The sequence below is a fragment of the uncultured Campylobacter sp. genome, from assembly GCF_938045595.1.
Lineage (GTDB): Bacteria > Campylobacterota > Campylobacteria > Campylobacterales > Campylobacteraceae > Campylobacter_B.
The window spans coordinates 1-23,036 of sequence record NZ_CALIBB010000223.1 but is presented as its reverse complement, the minus strand read 5'-3'; the positions used below and the strand labels follow the sequence as shown (position 1 = coordinate 23,036).

Below are 23,036 nucleotides of genomic sequence, written 5' to 3'. Positions count from 1 at the left end.
AATGAAAATAGCTATGGTAATTTCTGCTTTAGGCAAGGGCGGTGCCGAGCGCGTGCTAAGCGTGCTGGCAAATTTTTTCTGCCGCGAGAATGAAGTCTGTGTGATAAAATTTGACGCAGATGAGCCGTTTTACGCGCTAGATCCTAAGATCGGGCTTATTAGCTTGGATTTAGGAGTAGGCGATTTAGGAGTATTTGGCAATATAAAAAAGCGCTACGATAAAATTTTAGCCTTGCACAGGCTTCTAAAAAGTCGTAAATTTGACGTAGTAATCTCGTTTTTAGATAATACCAATGTCCTTACGCTTATCGCAAATCTTGGAGTTGGGCAGAAAATCATCGTCTCCGAACACACCAATCATCGCTTTTTAAAAAGTCCGATTTGGCGCGCGCTCAAGCGGATCTTTTATCCGCGAGCTGCAGCTCTTAGCGTGCTTAGTAAATTCGATCTGGATCATTACACATATGTGCAAAATCGCGTGATTATGCCTAATCCGATGTTTGAGATCAGCCATGCTAAAGAGGCCCGCCCGCCTAAAGAAAATATCATCCTAGCAGCCGGCCGGCTCAATGTCTATAAGGGCTTTGATGTCCTTCTTAAGGCGCTTGCGCTTATAGATTTCAATCTTTTAAAAGAGTGGAAGGTGGTGATCGCAGGCGACGGAGAGGAGCGAAAGAGCCTTGAGAGTCTAGCTGCGAAGCTGCGCTTAAATGTGCAGTTCATCGGCTTTGTGCGCGATATCGAAAGCTTATATGAACGCGCTAAAATCGTAGTTGTAACCTCCAAGATGGAGGGCTTTTGCAATATTTTGATGGAGAGTATATTTTTTGGTACCGCTAGAATTTCTACAGATTGCATCGCAGGTCCTAGCGAGCTTATAAGCGACGGCGTAGATGGGTTTTTGTGCCCTGTAGGCGATAGCGCAAGTATCGCTAAAAAGCTTGAAATTCTAATGAGCGACGAAAAGCTGCGCGAGCGGCTCGTGCAAAACGCCTCCAAGCGCGAGGAGAGCTTTAAAATTGAAACGATCGGGCGACGCTGGCTGGATTTCATAGCCGCTACGATACAAAAGGAGGAATAATGAGCGAAAATCCCCTAATCTCGGTCATCATCCCCATTTATAATGTCAAAGAATTCCTGCGCGCTTGCGTGGAGTGCATCACGGCGCAGACCTATACGAATTTAGAAATTTTGCTCGTAGATGATGGATCAAATGACGGCAGCGAGGCGATTTGCGACGAATACGCCGCGCGCGATCCCCGCGTACGCGTGCTGCATAAATCAAACGGCGGGCAGGCTAGCGCGCGAAACGCCGCTTTAGATGTCGCTCGCGGGGAGTTTATCAGTTTCGTAGATAGCGACGATTTGATAAGCCTTGATTTGATTGAGACGCTTTTTCGCCTGACTCAGAAATTTTGCACCAAAATCGCTATGTGCGGCTACACAGCATTTAGCGACGAGAGCGAAATAAATAATTTCAAGGCGGCTTTAAATTCTAAAGAAAATCAAAATTCTAAAGAGATTAGCGATCCAGGAGGAGCTGCAAATTTAAATACCTGCGCAGGCGAATACAAAATATCGCCGCAAGAGCTTTTTAGACGCAGCTGCACGCAGGATCCGTATTTTAGCACCGCGGTTTGGCGCGCGCTGTTTGCTCGCGAAATTTTCGCTGCTTTGCGCTTTCCTGCGGGGCAGATCTATGAGGATGTGGCGATATTTTTTGATATTTTTAACGCTTCTATTGCGGCGTGCACGGATGAAATTTTATATTTTTATCGCGTAAGGGCGGGCTCGACCGTAAACTCATTCGCGCGCAGGCATCTTGCGGTCATCGCTGCGGTGCGCCGCTATACTGAGGCGATCGCTGCGAATTATCCAAGCTTGGCGCGTGAGGCTAATTTCACTCGCTGCGAATCCGCGCTGAATACAGCGTTTTTAATTATCAAATCGAGCTTTGATCCTGCAAGTTCGGATGGGGATGCGACTTCTCCTTCCGAGGCTAATACGTGCGGTTTGACAAACGAGGCAGATTTGCATGGAGCTGATAGTTTATCTTGCGCATGCGGTAAAAATTCTGCAGGTAAAAATTCCGCCAAGCAAAATTATATGCGAAATTCTAAGCAAAATTCCGCGTCGCAAAGAAAGACCGCAGATCCCCGCTCTCCTTTAAGCGCTGCAGAAGCTGCGCAGCAGATCCGCTCACTGCACGCTTTGGTGCGCGAGCGGCTGGATTTTAGATTTTTCGCGGCGCATGCAAGCCGCACGCAGACGCTGATGATGGTCTTGTTTTACGCTAGCCCTGCGCTTTTGCGGCTATTTTATAAAATTTATCGGAAGTTAAAATGAAAATTTTATTCGTCATCGCAGCTCTTAGAAACGGCGGCGCCGAGCGCGTACTGCAAGTTTTGGCGAATCATTTTGCGCACGCAAACGACGTTACGATCGCGATTTTGGAAAACGACGAGGGCAGGTATAAATTTAGCGAAAAGATAAAATTTTTGCATCTGGATGTTTATAAAAACGGCGGCAGGTTTGATAAATACAGAATTTTACGCGAGTGTTTCAAGCGCGAGCGCCCAAGCGTCATCATCAGCTTTATGGACTGGACGAACGTAGCGTGCGTGATCGCAAGCTTCGGGCTAGACATCCCGCTCATCGCGACCGAGCACAACGCGCACGATTATCTGCCAAGCGGGTTTTTTAGCCGCGTGCGCGATCTATGCTACAAAAAAGCGGACGCGCTTACGGTGCTTACGCGCTCAGACTTTGAGTACTATTCGCGATTTGTCAAAAACTGCTTCGTCGTGCACAACCCCTTTTTCGGCGAGATTGATGGCGCTAAAAGCGCTAAGCGAAATGTAATCTTAAGCGTCGGCAGGCTCGAGACCGTCAAGGGGTATGAAATTTACTTTGACGCGTTAAGCAGGATCGATAAAAGCCTGCTTGCGAAGTGGGAAATTTTAATCGCAGGCGACGGCTCTCTGCGCGAAAGCTTGCGCGAGCTCGTGGCGCGGCTCGGGCTTGAAGTGCGATTTTTAGGGCATAAACAGGACGTGAGCGAGCTGTATAAAGAAGCCAAAATTTTTGTGCTTAGCTCGCTTAGCGAGGGGCTTCCGAACGTGCTGATCGAGTCTGCGTTTTACGGCTGCGCACGGCTTAGTAGCGACACTGCGGGCGCAAAAGAGCTCATAAAGGACGGCTTTAGCGGCATTTTGTTTAAATGCGGCGATGCGAATGAACTTGCGAGCAAGCTTGAAATTTTAATGCGCGATGAGGCGCTGCGAGACGCTCTCGTGCAAAATGCAAATGAAGATTTAGACGAGTTTTCGCAAGAGCGCATTGTTGAGCTCTGGCAGGGCTTGATCGATCGGTTTGCGCGCAAATAGCAGCCGCTTATCGATGCCCTAGCGGCGCGCAGGGACAAATTTAAACTTCGGTGTGCTAAGATAAGCTCTTGCGCCGAGCAAAACGGCGCGTTTAAATTTGCCGTATCGCGCGATGAAATTTAGCCGCTTGGGGCAGCGCAAAACGCGCTAAATTTAAACAGATTGCGCGGCGTATGCTCGCATAAAAAGCGGAACTAAAGCTTAAATTTAGGGCGCGGCAGCGATATTTAAAAGGTAAAGGGATGAAGAGATTAAGCGTTTTTATATATTCGATGGGCGGCGGCGGCGCCGAGCGCGTCGTAAGCAACCTCTTAGGCGAGCTTACGGCACGTTACGAAGTGCATCTGGTGCTGATGAACGAGAGGATTTTTTATGAAATTCCAAACGGCGTGCAGATCCATTTCATCGAAAAATCAGCCCCTTTTGAAAACGGGCTGCTGAAGCTCGCAAAGCTGCCGTTTTTGGCGCTGCGCTACAAAAAGCTATGCGAGCGCCTAGGTATCGACATCCACTTCGTTTGGATGAACCGCCCTTGTTACGTGGCGGCGCTGGCGCGAGTTTACGGATTGGGCGGAGCGATGATTTTTAACGAATGCTCGACGCCATCGGTGCTGTATAAAGAGCCGAGCTTTAAATCCAAAATTTCAAAGCTTCTGCTGCGCAAGCTCTATCCGAAGGCCGATTTTATCTTCCCCAACTCGCTTGGAAATCTGCGCGATTTGGCGGATAATTTCGGGATTGACGAGTGCAAAATGAGCGTGCTATACAACGCGATCGATCTTGATGAGATCGGCCGTAAAGCGAGCGAGCCTATCGCGCAGGAGCGGCCGTTTTTCTTAAGCGTCGGCAGGCTCGATGCGGGTAAAAACCACGCGCTTTTGATCCGCGCGTATGCGAATTTAAAAAATAATGACAAAGACCTGCTGATCTTAGGCGACGGCGTGCTGCGAGCCGAGCTTGAGGCTCTGATAGAGAAGCTGGGCTTAAGCGGTCGCGTAAAACTTTTGGGCTTTGACGCAAACCCGTATAAATATATGGCTAGATGCTATACGTTTATCTTCGTAAGCCTTTTTGAGGGGTTTTCAAACGCGCTCATCGAAGCTCTTGCGTGCGGCAAGCTCGTGATTTCAAGCGATCATCAAAGCGGTGCGCGCGAGCTTATGGGGCAGAGCGAATGGGGCGTGCTAGTAGGCGTAAACGATCTAGAAAGCACCCAAGCGGCGATGCAAAAAGCGCTGGATGATGAAAATTATGTAAAATTTTATGAGAAAAAGGCTAAAATTAGAGCCTCGTTTTTCGATAAAAAACGGATAGCAAGCGAGCTGATCGCAAAAATAGAACAAATCGACGAAGGAAAATAGGCGTGGGTGAAGAAAAAAAGGCTTTTAGCGTCAGAGAGATCGACGAAGGATCGGACGATCAAAAAGGCGCGCAATCAATGGGTGCCGACAAAGCTGCCTTAAGCGAAAATTTCGCTAGTGAGGGAAATTTTGACGCAGGGTATTCCGCAGGCGGCGGAGAGAATTTTAGCGGCGAAAATGCCGAGCTTAAGGGTAGCGAGGATACCGCGCCTCAGAGCGATAAAAATTCCGCGCTTGATGCAAAAAATTCTGCGAGCAAAAATTCCGCGCACGCCGGCGTTAAAAATTTAAGCGACGATCAAGCGCGCGCTGTTTCTGCAAAAATGCGAGCACAAAAAAAATCCAAAAAGGCTAAAAAATCAAGCGGACGAAATTCTACCTCGGTAAATTCTGAAAATTCCGCAGGCGCAAATTCTACAAACTCAAATTTAAAGGGCGCTGCAAATTCCACGAGCAAAAATTCTACAAATAAAAATTCCGTTGGCGTTGCGAATTCTACAAATAAAAATTCCGCAAAAGCCGCTAATTTGGCTAAATTTAAAAATGCGAATTCCGCAAGTGCTTTAAATTCTACAAACGGCATAAATTCTGATAATTCTAAAAACTCTACAGCAGAAAATTCCCAAAATTCTAAAAATCAGGCAGCTGACGCGCTTCCTACTAGGCGCAGAATTTTTGGCTTCATAAAAAATTATGAGTTTTCAAAGCATATTTTGCTGATGATTTTGTTTGCGTTTGCCTTTAGCGTGGCGTTTCGTATGTGGTGGGTGTATTGGGCGAGCGGCTTTCCGAATTACTTTTTTTGGGACGGCGAGCTGATGATAAACACGAACGACGGCTACGCCTTTGCAGAGGGCGCGCGCGACCGCCTCGCCGGCTTTCATCAGCCCAACGATCTTAGCTACTTTAGTGCACCGCTTTCGATCGTGACGGCGTTTTTGGCTGAAATTTTGCCCTTTAAAATCGAGACGATCTTCGTTTATCTGCCGGCTTTGTTTAGCTCGCTCATCGTAGTGCCGATCTTGCTGATCTCAAGCGAGTTTCGCTGCATGCGCGCGGGCTTCATCGGCGCGCTTGTCGCGAGCGTGGCGAATAGCTACTACAACCGCACTATGGCGGGGTATTACGACACCGATATGTTAAATATCGTGCTTGCGATGTGTATCTTGTGGGCGCTCATCCGTATCTGCACGCGCGGTTCGCGCAGCACGCTGTTTTGGCTGGGCGCGTTTGTGATATTTTATATGTGGTGGTATCCCTCAAGCTTCTCGCTAAATTCCATGATGCTCGCCATGTTTTTCGCCTACACGCTGATTTTTAAGCGAAAAAGTGCGGTAAATTACGAAGCGATGATTATCTTTTTGATCGCGCTTTGCTCCACGCCTTTGGTAGCTAAAATTTTAATCTCGCTTGCGCTATTTTGGCTCTTTGCATTTAAAGGAAAGCTATTAAATTTTAAAATTTTAGCGATTATCGGCGCACTTGCCGTAGTCTTTTTCGTCGCAAACGGAGGCCTTAGTCCGATCATCTTTCAGGCGAAATTTTATATCTTCCGCTCCTTCGCGGACAACGCCGATACGGCATTTCATTTTTTCAACGTCAATCAAACGATCCAAGAATCGGGCATCGTGCCAACTAATATCTTTATGGAGCGCATCAGCTCACACGTCGCGGTTTTCGTGATCGCGGCAATCGGATACGTAGTGCTTTGCTTTAGGCATAAGGAATTTTTGCTCTCGATCCCGCTTTTGCTTTTGGGCTTTGCGGCGAACAAAGCGGGCCTTAGATTTACGATCTATGCCGTGGGTGTGATGGGGCTGAGCTTCGGATATATTTTGTATTTTTGCGTAAAGCGCTTAGATCTGCCAAAGATCGCAGGACGCGCGATACTGCTTATTTTGACGGCGCTTGCGATCTATCCCGCGTGGCAGCACATCGTCTCGTACAAGGTCGATACGGTCTTTTATCAAAGCGAGGTGCGGGTGCTTGACGAGCTCAAAGATAAGGCGCAGCGCGAGGATTACGCCCTTTCGTGGTGGGACTACGGATATGGCATACGCTACTACAGCGATGTAAAGACCCTCATTGACGGCGGCAAACACCTCGGCAACGATAATTTCCCCGTTAGCTTCGCGCTTTTTAAAGATCAGATGAGCTCTGCGAATATGGCGCGCCTGGATGTCGAATACACCGAGCGCGGATATAGCGAAAAAATTCCAAACAAGCTAAAGCAAATTTTAAAAGATTATAACGCCACGGACGTAAATGATTTTATCTTAAGCTTGGGACTGGCTGATTTTAAGCCGCCGAAGCCTACGCGCGACATCTATTACATCTTGCCCGATCGTATGATGAATATCTTTCCCGTCGTCACGCAGTTTTCAAACATCGACATCACCGACGGCAAGCAGCTGGGCGAGCTGTTTTTCATAACGAGCGATAGGTTCGTTCAGGATCAAAGCGGCGTGCATATGGACAACGGCTTTTCGATCTCACCGAGCCTTTTAAATTTAGAGTATAGCGGCAGAAAATTCGCGATCAATACCTTTTACGAAACGAGCTACGACGCGAGCGGCAAGCTTTCGGTAAAAGAGTTTAATATGGACAGCAGCGCGCAATTTTACGTGATTTTCATGCGCGATTACGGGCGATTTTTGCTGCTAGATAAGACGATGCTAAACTCAAGCTATATTCAGCTTTTTGTATTTGAAAGATACAGGCCCGAGCTATTCGAGCCTGTGATCTTAAGCCCTGCTGTGAAAGTTTATAAATTAAAGCGCTAGATAAATTTTGCCGCAAGCTAAGGAGAAATTTATGAAATTTAATCTCGCAACGCCAAGCAAGGAATGCAACAGATGGCTCGCATAGGGTTTTTAAGCCATGCCGATATGAGCTTACATTTCTTTCGTCGCCCGATAATGCAGGCTTTAAAAGAGCGCGGACACGAGGTTTTTGCAATCGCTCCTCGCGGCGCTTATACGCAGGATTTGGCACGCGATTTTAATGCCGTAACCTACGATCTTGATCGAGCTAGCCTGAATCCGCTTACCGTATTTAGCAACACCAAAGCTCTTGCACGCGAGCTAAAGAGGCTAAATTTGGATCTGCTGCAAACAGCCGCGCACAAATCAAACGTGTTTGGTACGCTGGCGGCTCGAGAGGCGGGTATAAAATATGTAATAAACTTAGTCGAGGGGCTGGGCAGCTTTTATATCGACGATGATATTAAAACAAGGCTCGTGAGGGTTGTCTTAGAGAAACTTTATAAATTTTCATTTTCGCAGGCAGATGCTTGCGTATTTGTAAACGATGCCGATCCCGATTATATGCTATCTCGCGGGCTTATTGCGAAGCAAAAGGTCATAAGGATTAAAAGTGTAGGCGTAAATGCTGAAAGATTCAACCCCCAAATCGTTAGTGCGGCGGATCTGGGCGAGGATTTGCACGGCAAAAAGATCGTGCTGATGATAGCTCGCGCGATGTGGCATAAGGGCGTGAGAGAATTCTACGAAGCAGCAGAAATTTTAAAAGATCGATCGGATGCGAAATTTGTCTTTGTGGGCGAGGGTTTTGCGGGCAATAAAAGCACCGCTGATCCTGCGTTTTTGCAAAGCGGTGCGGTGCATTATCTAGGCGCCAGAAACGACGTGCCTGAGCTTTTGAAGGCTAGTTACCTACTGGCACTTCCTAGCTACAAGGAGGGCTTTCCGCGCACGGTTTTAGAGGCGATGAGCATGGCGCGAGCCTGCGTGGTAAGCGACTGTAGCGGCTGCGTCGAGGCGGTGCAAGATGGCGTCAACGGCTTAATTTGCCGCACTCGCGACGCGGGTGATCTTGCGCGAAAGATCGAAATTTTATTAGACGATACCGCGCTTTGCGAAAGGCTTGGACGAAACGGGCGCGAGCTGGTGCTTGCAAATTACGACGAAAAGATCGTCACGAAAAAATACTTAGAGGTTTATAGGAAATTTATCGATGTATAAGAGCTTTTTAAAACGTGCGCTTGATTTTACGGCGGCTTTGATTTTGATTATTTTGGTTTCGCCCGTGATGGCGCTTACGTGGTTCTTGATCCGCAAGCACATTAGCAAAAGCGCGATTTTTACGCAATCTCGCCCTGGGCTTGATGAGCAAATTTTTAAAATTTACAAATTTAAAACGATGAGCGACGAGCGCGGCGCAGACGGCGAGCTTCTGCCCGACGAAGAGCGGCTGAACGATTACGGCAAAAAGATCCGCGCGCTAAGCCTGGATGAGCTGCCGCAGCTTTTCAACGTGCTAAAGGGCGATATGAGCTTCATCGGGCCGCGACCGCTGCTAATCGAATACTTGCCGCTTTATTCGCCGCAGCAGCGCCTTAGGCACAGCGTGCGTCCGGGCATCACGGGGCTTGCGCAGGTAAACGGACGCAACGCGATCAGCTGGGAGAAAAAATTTGAGTTCGATACGTATTACGCGCAAAATTTAAGCTTCGCGCTCGATCTTAAGATCGCGCTTTTGACGATTAAAAAAGTGATTGCGAAAGAGGGCGTGAATAAAGAGGGCATGGCGACGACGGAGAAATTTAATGGACACAACTAAAATTTACGTTTACGGTGCGAGCGGACACGGGCTGGTGGTTGCGGACGTTGCGCTAGCCGCGCGCGGGGCTAAATTTAGCGAGGTCGTTTTTTTAGACGACGCCGCGGGGCTGAAATTTAGCGAGGATCTGCCGAAGCATCCCGTAATAATCGCAATCGGCGATAATAAAACCCGCGCAAAGATACAAGAGAAGGTAGCGCGCGCAGGTTTTGAGATAGCGACGCTAATTCATCAAAGCGCCATCGTTAGCCCAAGCGCCACCATCGGCGAGGGCGCGGTCGTAATGCCCGGCGCCGTGATAAATGCGCGAGCTAAAATCGGTCGCGGCGCGATAATCAACTCTGGCGTCGTAATCGAGCATGAGTGCGAGATCGGCGAGTTTGCGCACATTAGCCCAAACGCGGCGCTTGCGGGCGGCGTGAGGGTGGGGGCGTTTTCACACATTGGAATCGGTGCCAGCGTCATTCAGAGACTAAGTATCGGGCAGCGCTGCATCATCGGCGCGGGCGCTGCGGTCGTGCGCGACATAGCTAGCGACAGCGTAGCCGTAGGCGTGCCTGCTCGCGTGATTAAAAAAAATGGCTGAATTTAAAATTTATAGCATTAAAAGTGATAAAATCCGAGCATTTAAATTTAATGCCGAAAGCTAAATTTAGCCTTGCTCCGCGCGAGGTTAAATTTAAAGATCAAGGAAGGATAGAGATGGCAAGAGTATTTTTAAGCCCACCGAATATGGGCGGCAATGAGCTTGAGTATATAAAAAAGGTATTTGAAAGCAACTATATCGCGCCTTTGGGCGAATATGTCAATCGCTTTGAAGACGCAGTGAAGTCCTACACTGGCACGCGCGGCGCGCTAGCGCTAAACGCAGGCACGGCGGCGCTTCATCTAGCGCTTCGCTGCAGCGGCGTAAAGGACGGCGACGTGGTGCTTGGCTCCACGTTTACCTTCATGGCGTCGCTAAATCCGATATTTTACGAGCGCTGCGTGCCGGTGCTGATAGACAGCGACGAGAGTTGGAATTTAAGCCCGAAGCTGCTTAAAGAAGCGATCAAAAAATCGTCGAAAAAACCAAAGGTGCTCGTCGTTACGCATCTTTACGGACAGGCTGCGAAGATGGATGAGATATGCGAAATTTGCGCGAACGAAGGCATTGATGTTATCGAGGATGCCGCAGAGGCGCTGGGCGGATTTTATAAGGGTAAAGCACTTGGTGGTATCGGAAAATGCGGCGCGTTAAGCTTCAACGGCAATAAAATCATCACTACCTCAGGCGGCGGAATGCTGATCTCAAACGATGAGGAGCTAGTGGCTAAGGCTAGATTTTTAAGCACCCAGGCGCGCGAGCCGCTGCTTCACTACGAGCACAAGGACTACGGCTACAACTACCGCTTAAGCAACGTCTTAGGCGCTATCGGCGTAGGCCAGATGGAGGTCTTGCCGCAGCGCGTAAAGAGAAAGCGTGAAATTTTTAAAATTTACGAGGATCTGTTTATAGGCACCGACGTGGAGTTTATGCCCGAAGTCGAAGGCGGCGAGGGTAATAGATGGCTTACGACGCTTCTATTTAAGAAAAAGAATGCCCATCTAAAGGTAATCGATGCGCTAAATAAAGCCGACATCGAATCTCGTCCGCTTTGGAAGCCGATGCATCTGCAAAGCATCTTCGCAGGCGCACTTAGCGTAGTTGACGGCACGAGCGAGGATATGTTTAGTCGCGGCATCTGCCTTCCTAGCGGCACCGATATGAGCGACGAGACGATTGAGCGCGTCGTAAAAATCGTAAAAGAAAACATCTGATGCTGTTAAAGCCCACTAAATTTAGCCGCTTCGCGTTTTTTTTGCTAGGAGATATTTTTATCTCGATCCTCTCCGTTTACATCGCGTTTTTGCTGCGATTTAGCGGAGATATACCGAACGAATTTTATAAAGGCGCGCTGCTTAGCGCCTCGAGCCTTACTGCGATTAAAATTTTCTACTTTTGGTTTTTGCGGATCTATTTAGTTCCGTGGAGATTTTTCGGTCTATATGAAGCAAGAAAGCTCTTTTATGCGCACGTGATGGCAGCACTTACCTTTTTAATCCTATTCTTTCTAGCGAGTAAAATTTTTAACCCATTCCCGCGCTCGGTCATCATCATCGATGCGGCGATCTCGTTTATTTTAATCGGTGGGATTAGAATTTCAAAGCGGATGTTTCTAAGTGAGAAGAAAAATATCACGAATAACGAGCCTTGTATCGTCGTAGGCGCTACGAGTAAGACCTTTCACGTCCTAAAAGGTATGCGGCAAAAATATATCAACTACTATCCCGTAGGCGTCGTGGACGGGCGGCCTGAGCTAGTAGGAACGTATTGCGAAAATTATGTCGTCAGAGCCAAGAGCGAAATTCCGCAGATGATCAAAGATAGCGGCGCTAAAACCGCGATCATCGCGCTGGCGCTGTATCCTGACGAGCTAAAGGAGCTCTACGACGAGCTGTTTGCATACGGGCTAAAGGATATCAAGCTCTTTTCGCTTTTGGAGGATGAGAGCAAAAAGATCCGCGACGTATCGATCGAGGATCTGCTCGCTCGCAAGCCAAAAGACCTCGACACCAAGGCGATCGAAAATTTTATCAAAGACAAGATCGTGCTGGTAACGGGCGCGGGCGGCACGATAGGAAGCGAAATTTGCAAGCAGTGTTTAAAATTCGGCGCAAAGCGTCTTATCATGGTCGAACACAGCGAGTTTAACCTCTACTCGATCAACGAAGCGACGGGCGCGGACGCGCGTAACGAGCTAAAGATGATAAACGTCGTTTATCGCCATGAGCTGGAGGAGGTTTTTGCAGAATTTCATCCCGAAGTAGTCGTGCACGCAGCGGCGTATAAGCACGTGCCGCTATGCGAATTTAATCCGCATCTAGCGGTCAAAAACAATATCATCGGCACAAAAAACGTAATCGATCTATCCAAAAAATATGGCGCGAAAAAGGTCGTTTTGATCTCGACCGATAAGGCGGTGCGACCGACGAACATTATGGGCACGACGAAGCGTATCTGCGAGCTTTACGCGCTAAATTCCAACGACGCGGCAAGCGATACGCAGATCGTCGCGGTGCGCTTCGGAAACGTGCTCGGCTCAAGCGGCAGCGTCATCCCTAAATTTAAACGCCAGATCGAAGCGAACGAGCCGCTTACCGTTACGCACCCCGAGATTACGAGATATTTTATGCTCGTTAGCGAGGCGTGCCAGCTCGTGCTTCAAGCGGCCTCCATCGCGCGAGGCGGCGAGCTTTTCGTGCTGGATATGGGCGAGCCCGTAAAGATCGCCGATCTTGCCAAGCGAATGCTGCAGCTTGCCGGTAAGGAGGAGCTGGGCATTAAATTTGTAGGTCTGCGTCCCGGCGAGAAGCTTTACGAGGAGCTTTTGATCGACGAAAACGACAAGAGCACGAAGTATCAATCCATATTCGTAACCCACTCCGCAAAATATGACCTGCAAGAGCTAAGCTCACAGATCGAGGAGCTTTCGGAGTGCGAGGACGCGCAGGTCGCGGATAAGCTAAAGCGTATCGTGCCCGAGTTTTCGCACCGATTAAACGATATGAAGGGCACGGCTTGATCGGTATCGTGGATTACGGCGCGGGCAATATCCAAAGCGTGATGAACGCGCTTAGCTTCTGCGGCGCTAAATTTTGCCTCGCGCGCAGCCCTGAGGAGCTTTTGAGCTGCGATAAAGCTCTGCTTCCGGGCGTGGGCGCATTCGGCGAGGCGATGGAGAGGCTTCGCGCAAGCGGTATGGACGCCGCGATTAAAGAATTCGTCGCAAGCGGCAGATATTTTTTAGGCATCTGCCTTGGGATGCAGCTTCTGTTTGAACAGAGCGAGGAATTCGGCGCGCGTAGCGGGCTTGGAATTTTGCCCGGTCGCGTCGTGAAATTTGACAAAACGAAATTTAATATTCGGGGGGCGGAATCCAGGTCCGAAAATATGAAATTTAGAGAAAATACAAAATTTATATCGGGCGAGACGGAATTTAATTCAGATAGGGCAGAGCTGAGCGAGCGCAGCGGGCAAAATTTTACCCGCGCCGAAAGCCTAAAGATCCCGCACGTAGGCTGGAACAGTGCGCATTTTATCAAGCGCTCGCCGATAAATGCGGGCCTAGGCGAGTTTGAGTATCTGTATTTCGTGCACTCCTATCACGTCCTTTGCGCGCGCGAGATCACGCTTGCGAGCACGTTTTACGGCTATGAGTTTGCAAGCGCGATCTGGCGCGAAAACGTATTTGCCTTTCAGCCGCATCCCGAAAAAAGCCACGATGCGGGCATAAAAATCATTAAAAATTTTACGGAGCTGTGATGGAGATTTTCCCTGCGATCGATCTGAAACAAGGATGCGCCGTGCGCCTTAGCAAGGGCGAGATGCAAAGCGCAAAAATTTATTCCAAAGACCCCTGCGAGCTAGCCAAAAAATTTGAAGATCTCGGCGCTAAGTGGTTGCATCTGGTTGATCTCGACGGCGCGTTTGCGGGCGAGGCGGTAAATTTCAAAGCGATCGAGCGGATCGTAAAAAGCACGCGCCTGCACGTAGAAGTGGGCGGCGGCATCCGCGACGAAGCGCGTATAAAGGGGTATTTGAGCTTGGGCGTCGATAGATTTATCCTGGGCTCGGCGGCGCTAAAAAACCCGGATTTCGTAAGGAGGATGGCGAAGCTTTACCGCATCGTCGTGGGCATAGACGCAAAAGAGGGGCTCGTAGCGACCGAGGGCTGGGCGGAGCTAAGCCGCGTAAAAGCGACCGATCTGGCGCGAGACTACGCGGACGCGGGCGTTTGCGCGATCATCTGTACCGACATATCGCGCGACGGGATGCTAAGCGGCGTGAACGTAGAATTTAGCCGCTCTATCGCGAAAGCTAGCGGTATCGACACTATCGCAAGCGGCGGCGTGAAAGATATAAACGACATAATCGCGCTAAAAAACGCAGAGCTCATCGCAGGCGTTATCGTCGGCAAGGCGTATTACGAGGGCACGCTCGATCTTAAAAAGGCGTTTGAAGCTCTATAAAAACGCCCGAGCGTAAGCAAAGTTTGAACTAAATTTTAGTAATATGCAAATTTTAAAATTTAAAGGCGATGTGAGGCGATGAAAGATTTTTTTTATGAGATGATCGTAAAAAGCGCGAATGCAAGCGAGCTTTTTAAAAGCTTTGCGTTTGAGCTCGGCGTTACCTGCGTCGAAGAACGCGGCGAGCGTTTCATAATCCGCGACGAAGAGGATCTGCAAAATTTAAAATTTGCGTTTGAAGAGTTTAAAAAGGCGCTCGCGCGATCTCTCAATTTAGACGCCGATCTGCAGATCGAAATTTCAAAAAAGCAAAACAAAGACTGGCTCGATGAGTATAAAAAAGGCGTCGCGCCCGTGGCGGTCGGCAAATTTTACGTCCGTCCGAGCTGGTGCGAAAGATCGCAAGATCCCGTGCTAATCGATCTACTGATCGATCCTGCGCTGGCGTTCGGCTCGGGTCATCACGAAAGCACCAATATGTGCCTGGCGCTACTTAGCGAACTCGCTCGCAATGGCATGAGCGCGCTTGACGTAGGTTGCGGCAGCGGAATTTTAAGTATCGCGATGAAAAAACTGGGCGCAAAGGTAAGCGCCTGCGATACCGACGAGCAGGCGGTGACCGCTACGCAGCAAAACGCCGAGAAAAACGGCGTGCGGATAGATAAAATTTGGCTCGGCAGCGTTTCAAATTTGAGCGAGCAAAGTTCAAGCAAAAGTGCGCAGCCGCAGTTTGATCTAATCGTCGTAAATATAATCGCCGACGTGATTTTGATCCTAAGCGCGGATCTGAAAAAAGCGCTAAAACCTGGCGGCAAGCTCGTGCTGTCTGGAATTTTAGAAAAATATAAAGATAGGATTGAGCAAGCCTTTTCGGATTTAAATTTCGTGCAGATGAAAAAGCAAAACGAATGGCTTAGCTTCGTATATGAAAGGAAGATATGAACAACAACCAAAACAATCAACCCCCTCAAAACGGCGGCGGAAACAATTTTTTTAATAAAAATCCGATCGGCGTTTTTATTATTTTCGCGCTTATTTTGATAGTCGTATTTAAGGCAATCTCACCAAGCGGCGGATTTGATAGCGGTGGAGTGCTAGGCTCCGTCTCGGGCGAGAGTAGAAATGTAACTTACTCCGAGCTAAAATCGCAGATCAAAAACTCCCAAGTAAGCATGGTTTCCATCGGAAGCTCCACGATTAAAGCGCAAGTCGGCAACGTAATCTATACCGCCAAACGCGTGGATGATCCCGAGCTCGTTCAAATTTTAGAATCGCGCAAAATTCCATACGGCGCGTATAACGAGAGCAATTTTTTGACCGATCTGCTCTTTAGCTGGGTCTTGCCGCTCGTGATTTTCTTTGGAATTTGGATGTTTTTAGCCAACCGCATGCAGCGCAATATGGGTGGTGGCGTGCTCGGTATCGGAAGCTCTAAAAACCTGGTAAGCGCCGAAAAGCCAAAGGTTAAATTTAGCGATGTCGCGGGCGTCGAAGAGGCGAAAGAGGAGGTTAAGGAGATTGTAGATTTCTTAAAAAATCCCGAGCGATACATTAGCCTCGGAGCTAAAATTCCAAAAGGCGTGCTTTTAGTGGGCCCTCCCGGCACTGGTAAGACGCTGCTAGCCAAAGCGGTCGCGGGCGAAGCGGACGTACCGTTTTTTTCGGTATCGGGCTCGAGTTTCATCGAGATGTTCGTAGGCGTGGGCGCCAGCAGAGTGCGCGATCTATTTGATAACGCTAAAAAACAGGCTCCGGCGATCGTTTTCATCGACGAGATCGACGCGATCGGCAAAAGTAGAACCGCAGGCGGTATTGGCGGAGGCAACGATGAGCGCGAGCAGACGCTAAATCAGCTGCTTGCCGAGATGGACGGCTTCGGCTCGGAATCAAGCCCGGTAATCGTCCTTGCGGCTACCAACCGCCCGGAGACGCTGGATGCGGCGCTTTTGCGTCCAGGTAGATTCGATAGGCAGGTTCTAGTTGATAGACCTGATTTTGACGGCAGAATGGCGATTTTAAAGGTGCATATGCGCGACGTTAAATTTGCTCGTGATATCGATATCGAAGAGATCGCGCGCCTTACCGTGGGCTTTGCGGGAGCCGATCTTGCAAATATCATAAACGAAGCCGCGCTTTTAGCGGGTCGCGAGGCAAAGGCGGAGGTCGAGCAAAAAGACCTGCTCGAAGCGATCGAGCGCGTCGGTATCGGACTGGCTAAAAAATCACGCCGCGTAAGTCCGATCGAAAAGCGGATCGTCGCCTACCACGAAAGCGGTCATGCACTCATCGCCGAGCTTACCAAAGGCGCGATGCCGGTATCTAAAGTAACTATCGTGCCGCGCGGACTGAGTGCTGCGGGATATACGCTAAATTCTCCGTTTGAAAATAGATATCTGCATCAGCGCCATGAAATTTTTGCCGAGATCGATACGTTTTTGGCGGGGCGCGCGGCGGAGGATGTGTTTTTAGGCGAGATCACCGACGGCGCGGGCAACGATTTGCAGCGCGCTACCGATATGCTTAAATTTATGGCTACTCAGGTCGGAATGACCGATGCGCTCGGGCTTGCGGTGCTAGAAAAGCAGCAGTATTCCTTCCTAAACGGCGGACAAAGCATCAAGGATTACAGCGAGGTAACGGCAGTTAAGATCGACGAATATGTCCGCAAGACGCTGGATGAGCGCTACGCGGCGGTAAAAGAGACGCTAAGGACCTACGCTCCGGCGATCGAGGAGATGGTGAAGGCGCTGTATGAGAAGGAGACGGTCTCTGGAGAGCAGATCGTAGAGATCATCTCAAAATTTGAAAAAGATAACAGCATGCCTACCCGTCTGGTGCGAAATTTAGGCGCTAACGACGATATCGAAAGCGCAAAGAGCGAGGCTTAAATTTAAAGCCTCGCGCAGGACAAGAACTTAAGGGCTAAATTTTAAGAAGGTCGCGCTAAAGCGTTTTACGAGCGATCCGCGGCACCGAATGAAAAGCGGTGTAAAAATAAAATTTTAAAGAGTAAGAGATGGAAGAGGAAAAGGGAAAATTAATCTACATATTGCCGAATTTTTTCACGGCGGCAAGTGCATTTTTAGCGGTCATCAGCATAATTTCTACGATCAAGGGCAACTTCAGCGCCGCGATCTTTTATATCATTTTATCCTTGATCTGCGACGGGCTTGACGGCCGCGTGGCGAGGCTAACCCATGCGACATCGAAATTCGGCGTGGAATTTGATAGCCTTGCGGATATCGTTGCTTTCGGCGTCGCGCCGGCGCTGCTATTTTATTGCGCGGTCGGGCACGATTACGGTAAGGTCGGCTCGCTCGTAGCAGCACTTTACGTGGTTTTCGGCGCGATAAGGCTGGCGCGATTCAACGTCACTACGGGCACCTACGAGCCTAGCGTTTTTATCGGGCTGCCGATTCCGACGGCTGCGATTACGATGGCGTTTTGGATCGGAATTTATCTAAAATATGAGCTTTCCAAAGGGTTTGGCGTATTTTTGATCATCGCAATGGCGGCGCTATCGTTTTTAATGGTCAGCAACATCCGCTTTCCAAGCTTTAAAAAGATCAGCCTAAAGCGCCCCAACGCGATTAAAATTTTAGTGCTTCTAATCGTCGTATTTTTCTCGCTTTTATATCTTTTCAGGCTGGAATTCCCGGCGGTACTAGCCTTAGCTTACATCCTTTACGGTTTAGTCCGCGGAGCTTTAAATTTAAGCGCGGCTAAATTTCATAAAAAAGACAAACCCGAGGAAATGGCGAAATAATCTCAAATATGTTTATCGCCGCGATTGTTTTTAAGTTTGCGCGGCTATAATTTTGCCAAATTTTAACCCTTTGAAAGGATTTGTAATGGACAAAAATAAAATCATAATCTTCGATACTACGCTTCGTGACGGCGAGCAAAGCCCTGGAGCGTCGATGAATACGGACGAGAAGATCCATCTTGCGTTGCAGCTTGAAAAGCTGGGCGTAGATGTTATCGAGGCGGGTTTTGCAGCGGCAAGCCCCGGGGACTTTGACGCGATAGAAAAGATCGCGGGCGCCGTTAGCAAGGCTCGCGTATGCTCTCTTGCGCGCGCTTTAGAAAAAGATATCAAAGCCGCCGGCGAAGCGGTAAAGGGCGCGAAGCTCGGGCGTATCCATACCTTCATCGCCACAAGCCCGATTCATATGGAATTTAAGCTTAAAATGCAGCCGCAAGAGGTCATAAAGCGCGCCGTAGAGGCCGTGCAATACGCTAAAAGTCTATGCGAGGACGTGGAGTTTAGCTGCGAGGATGCGGGCAGAAGCGATATCGGCTTTTTAAAAGAGATATGCGACGCCGCGATAGACGCCGGAGCCTCCACCATAAACATCCCTGATACGGTGGGCTATCTCTATCCGGACGAGATCACCGCCCGAATAGGCGAACTGGTTAAATTTATCGGCGAGCGCGCCGTAGTTTCCGTACACAACCACAATGATTTGGGAATGGCTACCGTAAATTCCTTAGCCGCTATCTTGGCAGGAGCCAGACAGGTCGAGTGCACGATAAACGGCATCGGCGAGCGTGCGGGCAACGCGGCGCTGGAGGAGATCGTAATGGCGATCAAGACGCGCACAGATAAATTCGCGCCGCTTTATACCGATATAAATTTGAAAGAAATTTACCCATCCAGCCGCCTAGTCGCGAGCATCACCGGCATCGAGCCGCAGCCTAATAAAGCGATCGTGGGTAAAAACGCCTTCGCGCATGAAAGCGGCATCCACCAAGACGGCGTGTTAAAACACAAAGAAACTTACGAGATCATGCACGCCGAGGATATCGGGCTTGATAAAAACTCGCTCGTGCTGGGCAAGCACAGCGGCCGTCACGCCTTCAAAGACAAGCTGGTATCTTTGGGATATGAGCTTAGTAACGAGCAGGTTGAGATTGCGTTTAATAAATTTAAAGCGCTCGCCGATAGCAAAAAGGACGTTTTCGACGAGGATATTAGAGAGCTCGTAAACGACGAGTTCGTGGGAGCCGAAAAGACCTACGAAGTGCTGGTTTTAAGCTCCAATAGCTGCAACAAAGGGCACGCTAGCACCGCGCTTACGCTAAGGTATAAGGATGAAATTTTAAGCGATAGCGCGCTTGGAAACGGCGGCGTGGATGCGATATTTAAGGCGATAGACCGCATTAGCGGCATCAGCGGTAGCCTGAAAGAATACCAAGTAAAAGCGGTCTCGCAGGGCAAAGACGCGCTGGCGAAAGTAACCGTTAAGGTGGAATTTGCGGGCGAGGGCGCCATTATCGGCAGAGGACTTGACGTAGATACGATGCTGGCGTCTGCAAAGGCCTACGTTGCGGCGCTAAATACGTATCTGGACGCTAAGCGTTAGATTGCTTGGCGGGATTTGTTAAATTTAACGCAAATTCCGCCAGATTAAACAAATCAAAAGCAAAATTTTAATAATATTTCACACTTAAAACGTTGGAGTAGGGGGTATTGAGCCGAAACTCGTTTTAAAATTTATTTATGGAGACTTTTATGAAAAAAGTTCTTGTATTGTTATTTGCGCTTTGCGGCGCGGCTTTCGCTAGCGAGCAGCTAAGTGCTTACACTCAGATCGTTTCTTTTTCTGCAATTACCGTTGCAGTCGTTTTAGGTCTAGCCGCTTTGGGTGGCGCGTTAGGTATGGGAAATGCCGCTAGTGCGACGCTTAACGGCATCGCTAGAAATCCAAGCGTAGCTAGCAAGCTATCGACTACTATGTATATTTCGCTTGCGATGATCGAAGCGCAGGTTATCTATGCGTTGGTTGTTTCATTCGTCTTGCTTTTTGCAAACCCTTTCGTAACAGAAGGTCTTGCGGCTGCTGCAAAATAATCTTAAGCCCGAGAAAATCGGGCTTTAAACTTATATAATTCAAAGCTTGAGATCAAGCTTTAAAATTTATGCGACCGTGGTGGAATTGGTAGACACGCTATCTTGAGGGGGTAGTGCCGCAAGGTGTACGAGTTCAAATCTCGTCGGTCGCACCATCTATTAAAATTTTCCATATTTTTTAGTTTTTTTGAATTTTTAAATAATTTTTTAAACCCTATTTTTGGGAATTTTGAAATTACTCTTAAAAAATTCTTAATACTTGAAACTACCGATTGATACATATATTTTAAGAAAAACTACTATATATTAAAAAATTGTATAGTAGCTTTTTCTGCGCTCCTGCCTTGTTAATCCTTTGAGGAAATTCTATAATCTGCCTAAAATTACTATACAAAGGAAGAAAGATGACAGAAGTTTTTACCAAAATTAAGGATAATCCAATTTTTAAATCAGACCCTGATAAAGTAGTCAGGAATTTTATTTTGCCGCAATATAAGCGCACTATGGTCGAAGTCTTAGATGATTTTATAGCCGTTAAATTTTATAGCTCACCAGCCAGAGATGGAACGATTAAAATGCATAGACACTATCACTATACGCAAGGTGGCAAGTTAATCAAGGTTTTAGGTAATGCCGACGAAATAACATTCGAAGGGGCTAGAATATTGTTAAAGAAATTAATATCAAATAGCCATACTAATGGTGCGGCGTCTCTAAAGAATACGCTAGCGAGCGTTTTTAAAATTTACTGCGAATATAACGCTTTTGCCGAGAAGACGTTAAGGAAATTACGATTTAGATTTCAATCGAGGCTAAAGTGCGTTAGCGATAAGGATATCGGCAAGATTACTAAAAAAGAGATAATGCAGATATTAGACCCTATTTACAAGAATGGAAATTTGTACTTTTAAAAGATCTGTTTTTATTATCCGTTCTTTATTCAGGTTCGCGCGAGATAGAGGTATAAGCGAGATAATCTTTTATTTTGCGATACGCAATTAAAGAACCTATATAAGATACCTAAATCTGGGGGCTATTCATATATTTCCGAGAATGCGGATTTGAGGTTATTGATAAAATATATCATGAGCTACTCTCATCAAATAGGCGTTAAGAATGCTTTAATCTTTGGACTACTTACCGGGTTAAGAAGCTCAAATGTAAGGAATTTAACCCATGAGCATTTAAAAATGGGCGATGACGGAGAATATTATTTGCTCTTTTTGGGGATGAAAATAAGGTAAAAAGTAACAGCGATGAATATTTGGGTCTTCCAAAGGAGGTAGGTGAGTGGCTAGAGAGCATAAAAACAAAGTCCTCTTTATTTTTTGCGAATACGGAAGGAAACGTTTTAAGTGAGGCAACGCTTGTCAAGGCTCTTAGCCAATACCTAATGCTATAGCGCCACCAGCCGCATCAACGATAGGAATAACCATATTAAGCCCACCTGATTTGAACCAAAGAAAGCGACATACGCACTAGAAGCTAAAGCACTAACAGCCAAGTCTTGCACCACATCACCGGCTCCCCTTGCGATAGCTTCGTCCCACTCTTTTTTCCCAGCAGCCGCATCAACGATAGGAATAACCATATTTAGCCCACCTGATTTGATTTTTACATAGTTATCAAAAACTTTAATATTATCAGGATCGGCTAAAACATTTACGGGAATTCCTTTTATGAAATTGATTGTATCCGAAGTAGGCTTGACATACCAAGCAACACCTTGATTTGAATTGTTAGAAGTATTGTTATCTTCTGGTATGATTTTTTCTCCTATTTATAGAATTTGTAGTTTTTATCTAAATTTTCGATTTGTAAATTAAAATTTTGCAATAAATACTCATTGACTTGTTCATAATCTTGCTTTGTCATTAAATAGACATTTACGGCATTTTTTTGATTGTCATAAAAAACTATGGTGCAAAATAGTTATAAATTTATAATCTTTGTTAATTAATAAAGCAACTAATTTTGCTAAACAAGCAAACAAATTTGATAGAATCAAAAAAAATCCCGCAATAACAAAACCAAGTGGTGCAAAAATTTTTTGAACCGAGTTATCTGGTATCATACCGAGCATAGGATAAATACTTTTTTTAACCCAAACAATATTTTGTTTTGCTACCGTCGTATCTCGTTTATCCCAATAAACTTTATCGTTATATAAATATACTTTCTCAGGCTTTCTAAATTTTCTAATAAAATCAATAAAAGCCCAAATATTGACTATTGGAAATGCTACAACCACAGAGCTAAATCTTGGATTTCTCATTTCATTTTTTAAAATTTAAAAAAACTCGCCACTATTCCAATCGACAACACCAGCAAAAAATACAATATAAATCATTATAGTGTTACATATAAGTAAAAATGTAAAACCATACATTATCATTATAAAGTTATTTTTAATGATGAGTGGAGCTTTATCATAATCTCTCATTTTAATCCCTTTTAAAAAATTTCTCTCATTGCAAGAATTTATTTAAATTTCCACAATGCCCACAACCTTGTCATTGCGAGACCACGAAATGGTCGAAACAATCCAGCAATGAGGCGTTTTGAATTTGCAAATTTGCTTTAATAAACGGTTTCTCTGTTTTGCAACGACATTTTAATGCAAAATTCAAATCTCGTCAGTATCGTTTGATACTGACTTTATTAAATTTACAAATTTAAACTTGCTATTGCTTTTAAATTCAAGCAACAAGTAAATTTAAATTTGCAAATTTGATATTTGGATCTGTTTGATCTGAATTGCCCTCGGTTAAATCTAAATAGCATAGCAGTCTTTTTTATACC

General features: G+C 47.0%; 20 protein-coding genes and 1 tRNA gene. 19 read left to right on the top strand and 2 right to left on the bottom strand.

What is annotated here, in order from left to right:
• Nucleotide 1: 1 nt before the first annotated feature.
• The 19 genes from Q0340_RS08670 to Q0340_RS08580 all read left to right on the top strand — a co-directional run bounded on the left by Q0340_RS08670 (nucleotide 2) and on the right by Q0340_RS08580 (nucleotide 21,145).
• Nucleotides 2-1,081 (top strand): glycosyltransferase family 4 protein, encoded by a 1,080-nt coding sequence (locus Q0340_RS08670; protein ID WP_298082988.1) that lies wholly within the window; start codon nucleotides 2-4, stop codon nucleotides 1,079-1,081.
• Nucleotides 1,081-2,346 carry a glycosyltransferase gene (locus tag Q0340_RS08665; protein ID WP_298082987.1) on the top strand — a complete coding sequence of 422 codons (1,266 nt, stop codon included), beginning with the start codon at nucleotides 1,081-1,083 and terminating at the stop codon, nucleotides 2,344-2,346. Before Q0340_RS08670 ends, Q0340_RS08665 begins: the two co-directional genes overlap by 1 nt.
• Nucleotides 2,343-3,386, top strand: coding sequence for a glycosyltransferase (locus tag Q0340_RS08660; RefSeq protein ID WP_298082986.1), 1,044 nt, complete (start codon nucleotides 2,343-2,345; stop codon nucleotides 3,384-3,386). Before Q0340_RS08665 ends, Q0340_RS08660 begins: the two co-directional genes overlap by 4 nt.
• 242 nt (nucleotides 3,387-3,628) lie before the next feature.
• Complete coding sequence (locus Q0340_RS08655; protein ID WP_298082985.1) at nucleotides 3,629-4,747, top strand: glycosyltransferase; 1,119 nt, start codon at nucleotides 3,629-3,631, stop codon at nucleotides 4,745-4,747.
• Between the two features lie 2 nt (nucleotides 4,748-4,749).
• Nucleotides 4,750-7,530 carry an STT3 domain-containing protein gene (locus Q0340_RS08650; protein ID WP_298082984.1) on the top strand — a complete coding sequence of 927 codons (2,781 nt, stop codon included), beginning with the start codon at nucleotides 4,750-4,752 and terminating at the stop codon, nucleotides 7,528-7,530.
• A gap of 72 nt (nucleotides 7,531-7,602) precedes the next feature.
• Nucleotides 7,603-8,730 carry a glycosyltransferase family 4 protein gene (locus Q0340_RS08645; protein WP_298082998.1) on the top strand — a complete coding sequence of 376 codons (1,128 nt, stop codon included), beginning with the start codon at nucleotides 7,603-7,605 and terminating at the stop codon, nucleotides 8,728-8,730.
• Nucleotides 8,723-9,328 carry an undecaprenyl phosphate N,N'-diacetylbacillosamine 1-phosphate transferase gene (gene pglC, locus Q0340_RS08640; protein ID WP_298082983.1) on the top strand — a complete coding sequence of 202 codons (606 nt, stop codon included), beginning with the start codon at nucleotides 8,723-8,725 and terminating at the stop codon, nucleotides 9,326-9,328. Before Q0340_RS08645 ends, pglC begins: the two co-directional genes overlap by 8 nt.
• Entirely contained in the window at nucleotides 9,315-9,914 is a 600-nt protein-coding gene (gene pglD / locus Q0340_RS08635; RefSeq protein ID WP_298082982.1) for a UDP-N-acetylbacillosamine N-acetyltransferase, read from the top strand. Before pglC ends, pglD begins: the two co-directional genes overlap by 14 nt.
• Before the next feature lie 116 nt (nucleotides 9,915-10,030).
• Nucleotides 10,031-11,128, top strand: coding sequence for a UDP-N-acetylbacillosamine transaminase (gene pglE / locus Q0340_RS08630; protein WP_298082997.1), 1,098 nt, complete (start codon nucleotides 10,031-10,033; stop codon nucleotides 11,126-11,128).
• Nucleotides 11,128-12,933, top strand: a complete 1,806-nt coding sequence (locus Q0340_RS08625; protein WP_298082981.1) for a nucleoside-diphosphate sugar epimerase/dehydratase — start codon at nucleotides 11,128-11,130, stop codon at nucleotides 12,931-12,933. Before pglE ends, Q0340_RS08625 begins: the two co-directional genes overlap by 1 nt.
• Nucleotides 12,930-13,673, top strand: coding sequence for an imidazole glycerol phosphate synthase subunit HisH (hisH, locus tag Q0340_RS08620; RefSeq protein WP_298082980.1), 744 nt, complete (start codon nucleotides 12,930-12,932; stop codon nucleotides 13,671-13,673). Before Q0340_RS08625 ends, hisH begins: the two co-directional genes overlap by 4 nt.
• Complete coding sequence (gene hisA / locus Q0340_RS08615) at nucleotides 13,673-14,380, top strand: 1-(5-phosphoribosyl)-5-[(5-phosphoribosylamino)methylideneamino]imidazole-4-carboxamide isomerase (RefSeq protein ID WP_298082979.1); 708 nt, start codon at nucleotides 13,673-13,675, stop codon at nucleotides 14,378-14,380. The genes hisH and hisA overlap by 1 nt, the downstream gene beginning before the upstream one ends.
• Nucleotides 14,381-14,458: 78 nt before the next feature.
• Complete coding sequence (locus Q0340_RS08610; protein WP_298082978.1) at nucleotides 14,459-15,322, top strand: 50S ribosomal protein L11 methyltransferase; 864 nt, start codon at nucleotides 14,459-14,461, stop codon at nucleotides 15,320-15,322.
• Entirely contained in the window at nucleotides 15,319-17,268 is a 1,950-nt protein-coding gene (gene ftsH, locus Q0340_RS08605) for an ATP-dependent zinc metalloprotease FtsH (RefSeq protein ID WP_298082977.1), read from the top strand. The genes Q0340_RS08610 and ftsH overlap by 4 nt, the downstream gene beginning before the upstream one ends.
• A gap of 128 nt (nucleotides 17,269-17,396) precedes the next feature.
• Entirely contained in the window at nucleotides 17,397-18,146 is a 750-nt protein-coding gene (gene pssA / locus Q0340_RS08600) for a CDP-diacylglycerol--serine O-phosphatidyltransferase (RefSeq protein WP_298082976.1), read from the top strand.
• 85 nt (nucleotides 18,147-18,231) lie between these two features.
• Nucleotides 18,232-19,746 carry a 2-isopropylmalate synthase gene (locus Q0340_RS08595; RefSeq protein ID WP_298082975.1) on the top strand — a complete coding sequence of 505 codons (1,515 nt, stop codon included), beginning with the start codon at nucleotides 18,232-18,234 and terminating at the stop codon, nucleotides 19,744-19,746.
• Nucleotides 19,747-19,895: 149 nt separating this feature from the next.
• Nucleotides 19,896-20,234, top strand: a complete 339-nt coding sequence (atpE, locus tag Q0340_RS08590) for an ATP synthase F0 subunit C (RefSeq protein WP_297987338.1) — start codon at nucleotides 19,896-19,898, stop codon at nucleotides 20,232-20,234.
• A 70-nt stretch (nucleotides 20,235-20,304) separates the two neighbouring features.
• Nucleotides 20,305-20,389, top strand: a tRNA-Leu gene (locus Q0340_RS08585).
• Nucleotides 20,390-20,638: 249 nt separating this feature from the next.
• Nucleotides 20,639-21,145 (top strand): hypothetical protein, encoded by a 507-nt coding sequence (locus Q0340_RS08580; protein ID WP_298082974.1) that lies wholly within the window; start codon nucleotides 20,639-20,641, stop codon nucleotides 21,143-21,145.
• A gap of 485 nt (nucleotides 21,146-21,630) precedes the next feature.
• Here the strand turns inward: Q0340_RS08580 and Q0340_RS08575 are convergent, their stop codons facing one another.
• Together Q0340_RS08575 and Q0340_RS08570 are read right to left on the bottom strand one after the other, a co-directional pair.
• Complete coding sequence (locus Q0340_RS08575; RefSeq protein ID WP_298082973.1) at nucleotides 21,631-21,825, bottom strand: hypothetical protein; 195 nt, start codon at nucleotides 21,823-21,825, stop codon at nucleotides 21,631-21,633.
• Nucleotides 21,826-22,140: 315 nt separating this feature from the next.
• A complete protein-coding gene (locus Q0340_RS08570) occupies nucleotides 22,141-22,509 on the bottom strand; it encodes a hypothetical protein (RefSeq protein ID WP_298082972.1) in 369 nt (122 codons plus the stop codon).
• Between the last annotated feature and the right edge of the window lie 527 nt (nucleotides 22,510-23,036).

Coding starts and splice junctions, on each gene's coding strand:
- ftsH (WP_298082977.1), top strand. CDS start 15,319: ATGAACAACAACCAAAACAATCAACCCCCTCAAAACGGCGGCGGAAAC.
- Q0340_RS08645 (WP_298082998.1), top strand. CDS start 7,603: ATGGCTCGCATAGGGTTTTTAAGCCATGCCGATATGAGCTTACATTTC.
- hisA (WP_298082979.1), top strand. CDS start 13,673: ATGGAGATTTTCCCTGCGATCGATCTGAAACAAGGATGCGCCGTGCGC.
- pssA (WP_298082976.1), top strand. CDS start 17,397: ATGGAAGAGGAAAAGGGAAAATTAATCTACATATTGCCGAATTTTTTC.
- Q0340_RS08665 (WP_298082987.1), top strand. CDS start 1,081: ATGAGCGAAAATCCCCTAATCTCGGTCATCATCCCCATTTATAATGTC.
- pglD (WP_298082982.1), top strand. CDS start 9,315: ATGGACACAACTAAAATTTACGTTTACGGTGCGAGCGGACACGGGCTG.
- pglC (WP_298082983.1), top strand. CDS start 8,723: ATGTATAAGAGCTTTTTAAAACGTGCGCTTGATTTTACGGCGGCTTTG.
- Q0340_RS08595 (WP_298082975.1), top strand. CDS start 18,232: ATGGACAAAAATAAAATCATAATCTTCGATACTACGCTTCGTGACGGC.
- Q0340_RS08670 (WP_298082988.1), top strand. CDS start 2: ATGAAAATAGCTATGGTAATTTCTGCTTTAGGCAAGGGCGGTGCCGAG.
- pglE (WP_298082997.1), top strand. CDS start 10,031: ATGGCAAGAGTATTTTTAAGCCCACCGAATATGGGCGGCAATGAGCTT.
- Q0340_RS08625 (WP_298082981.1), top strand. CDS start 11,128: ATGCTGTTAAAGCCCACTAAATTTAGCCGCTTCGCGTTTTTTTTGCTA.
- Q0340_RS08655 (WP_298082985.1), top strand. CDS start 3,629: ATGAAGAGATTAAGCGTTTTTATATATTCGATGGGCGGCGGCGGCGCC.
- Q0340_RS08570 (WP_298082972.1), bottom strand. CDS start 22,509: ATGAGAAATCCAAGATTTAGCTCTGTGGTTGTAGCATTTCCAATAGTC.
- Q0340_RS08580 (WP_298082974.1), top strand. CDS start 20,639: ATGACAGAAGTTTTTACCAAAATTAAGGATAATCCAATTTTTAAATCA.
- Q0340_RS08575 (WP_298082973.1), bottom strand. CDS start 21,825: ATGGTTATTCCTATCGTTGATGCGGCTGCTGGGAAAAAAGAGTGGGAC.
- atpE (WP_297987338.1), top strand. CDS start 19,896: ATGAAAAAAGTTCTTGTATTGTTATTTGCGCTTTGCGGCGCGGCTTTC.
- Q0340_RS08660 (WP_298082986.1), top strand. CDS start 2,343: ATGAAAATTTTATTCGTCATCGCAGCTCTTAGAAACGGCGGCGCCGAG.
- Q0340_RS08610 (WP_298082978.1), top strand. CDS start 14,459: ATGAAAGATTTTTTTTATGAGATGATCGTAAAAAGCGCGAATGCAAGC.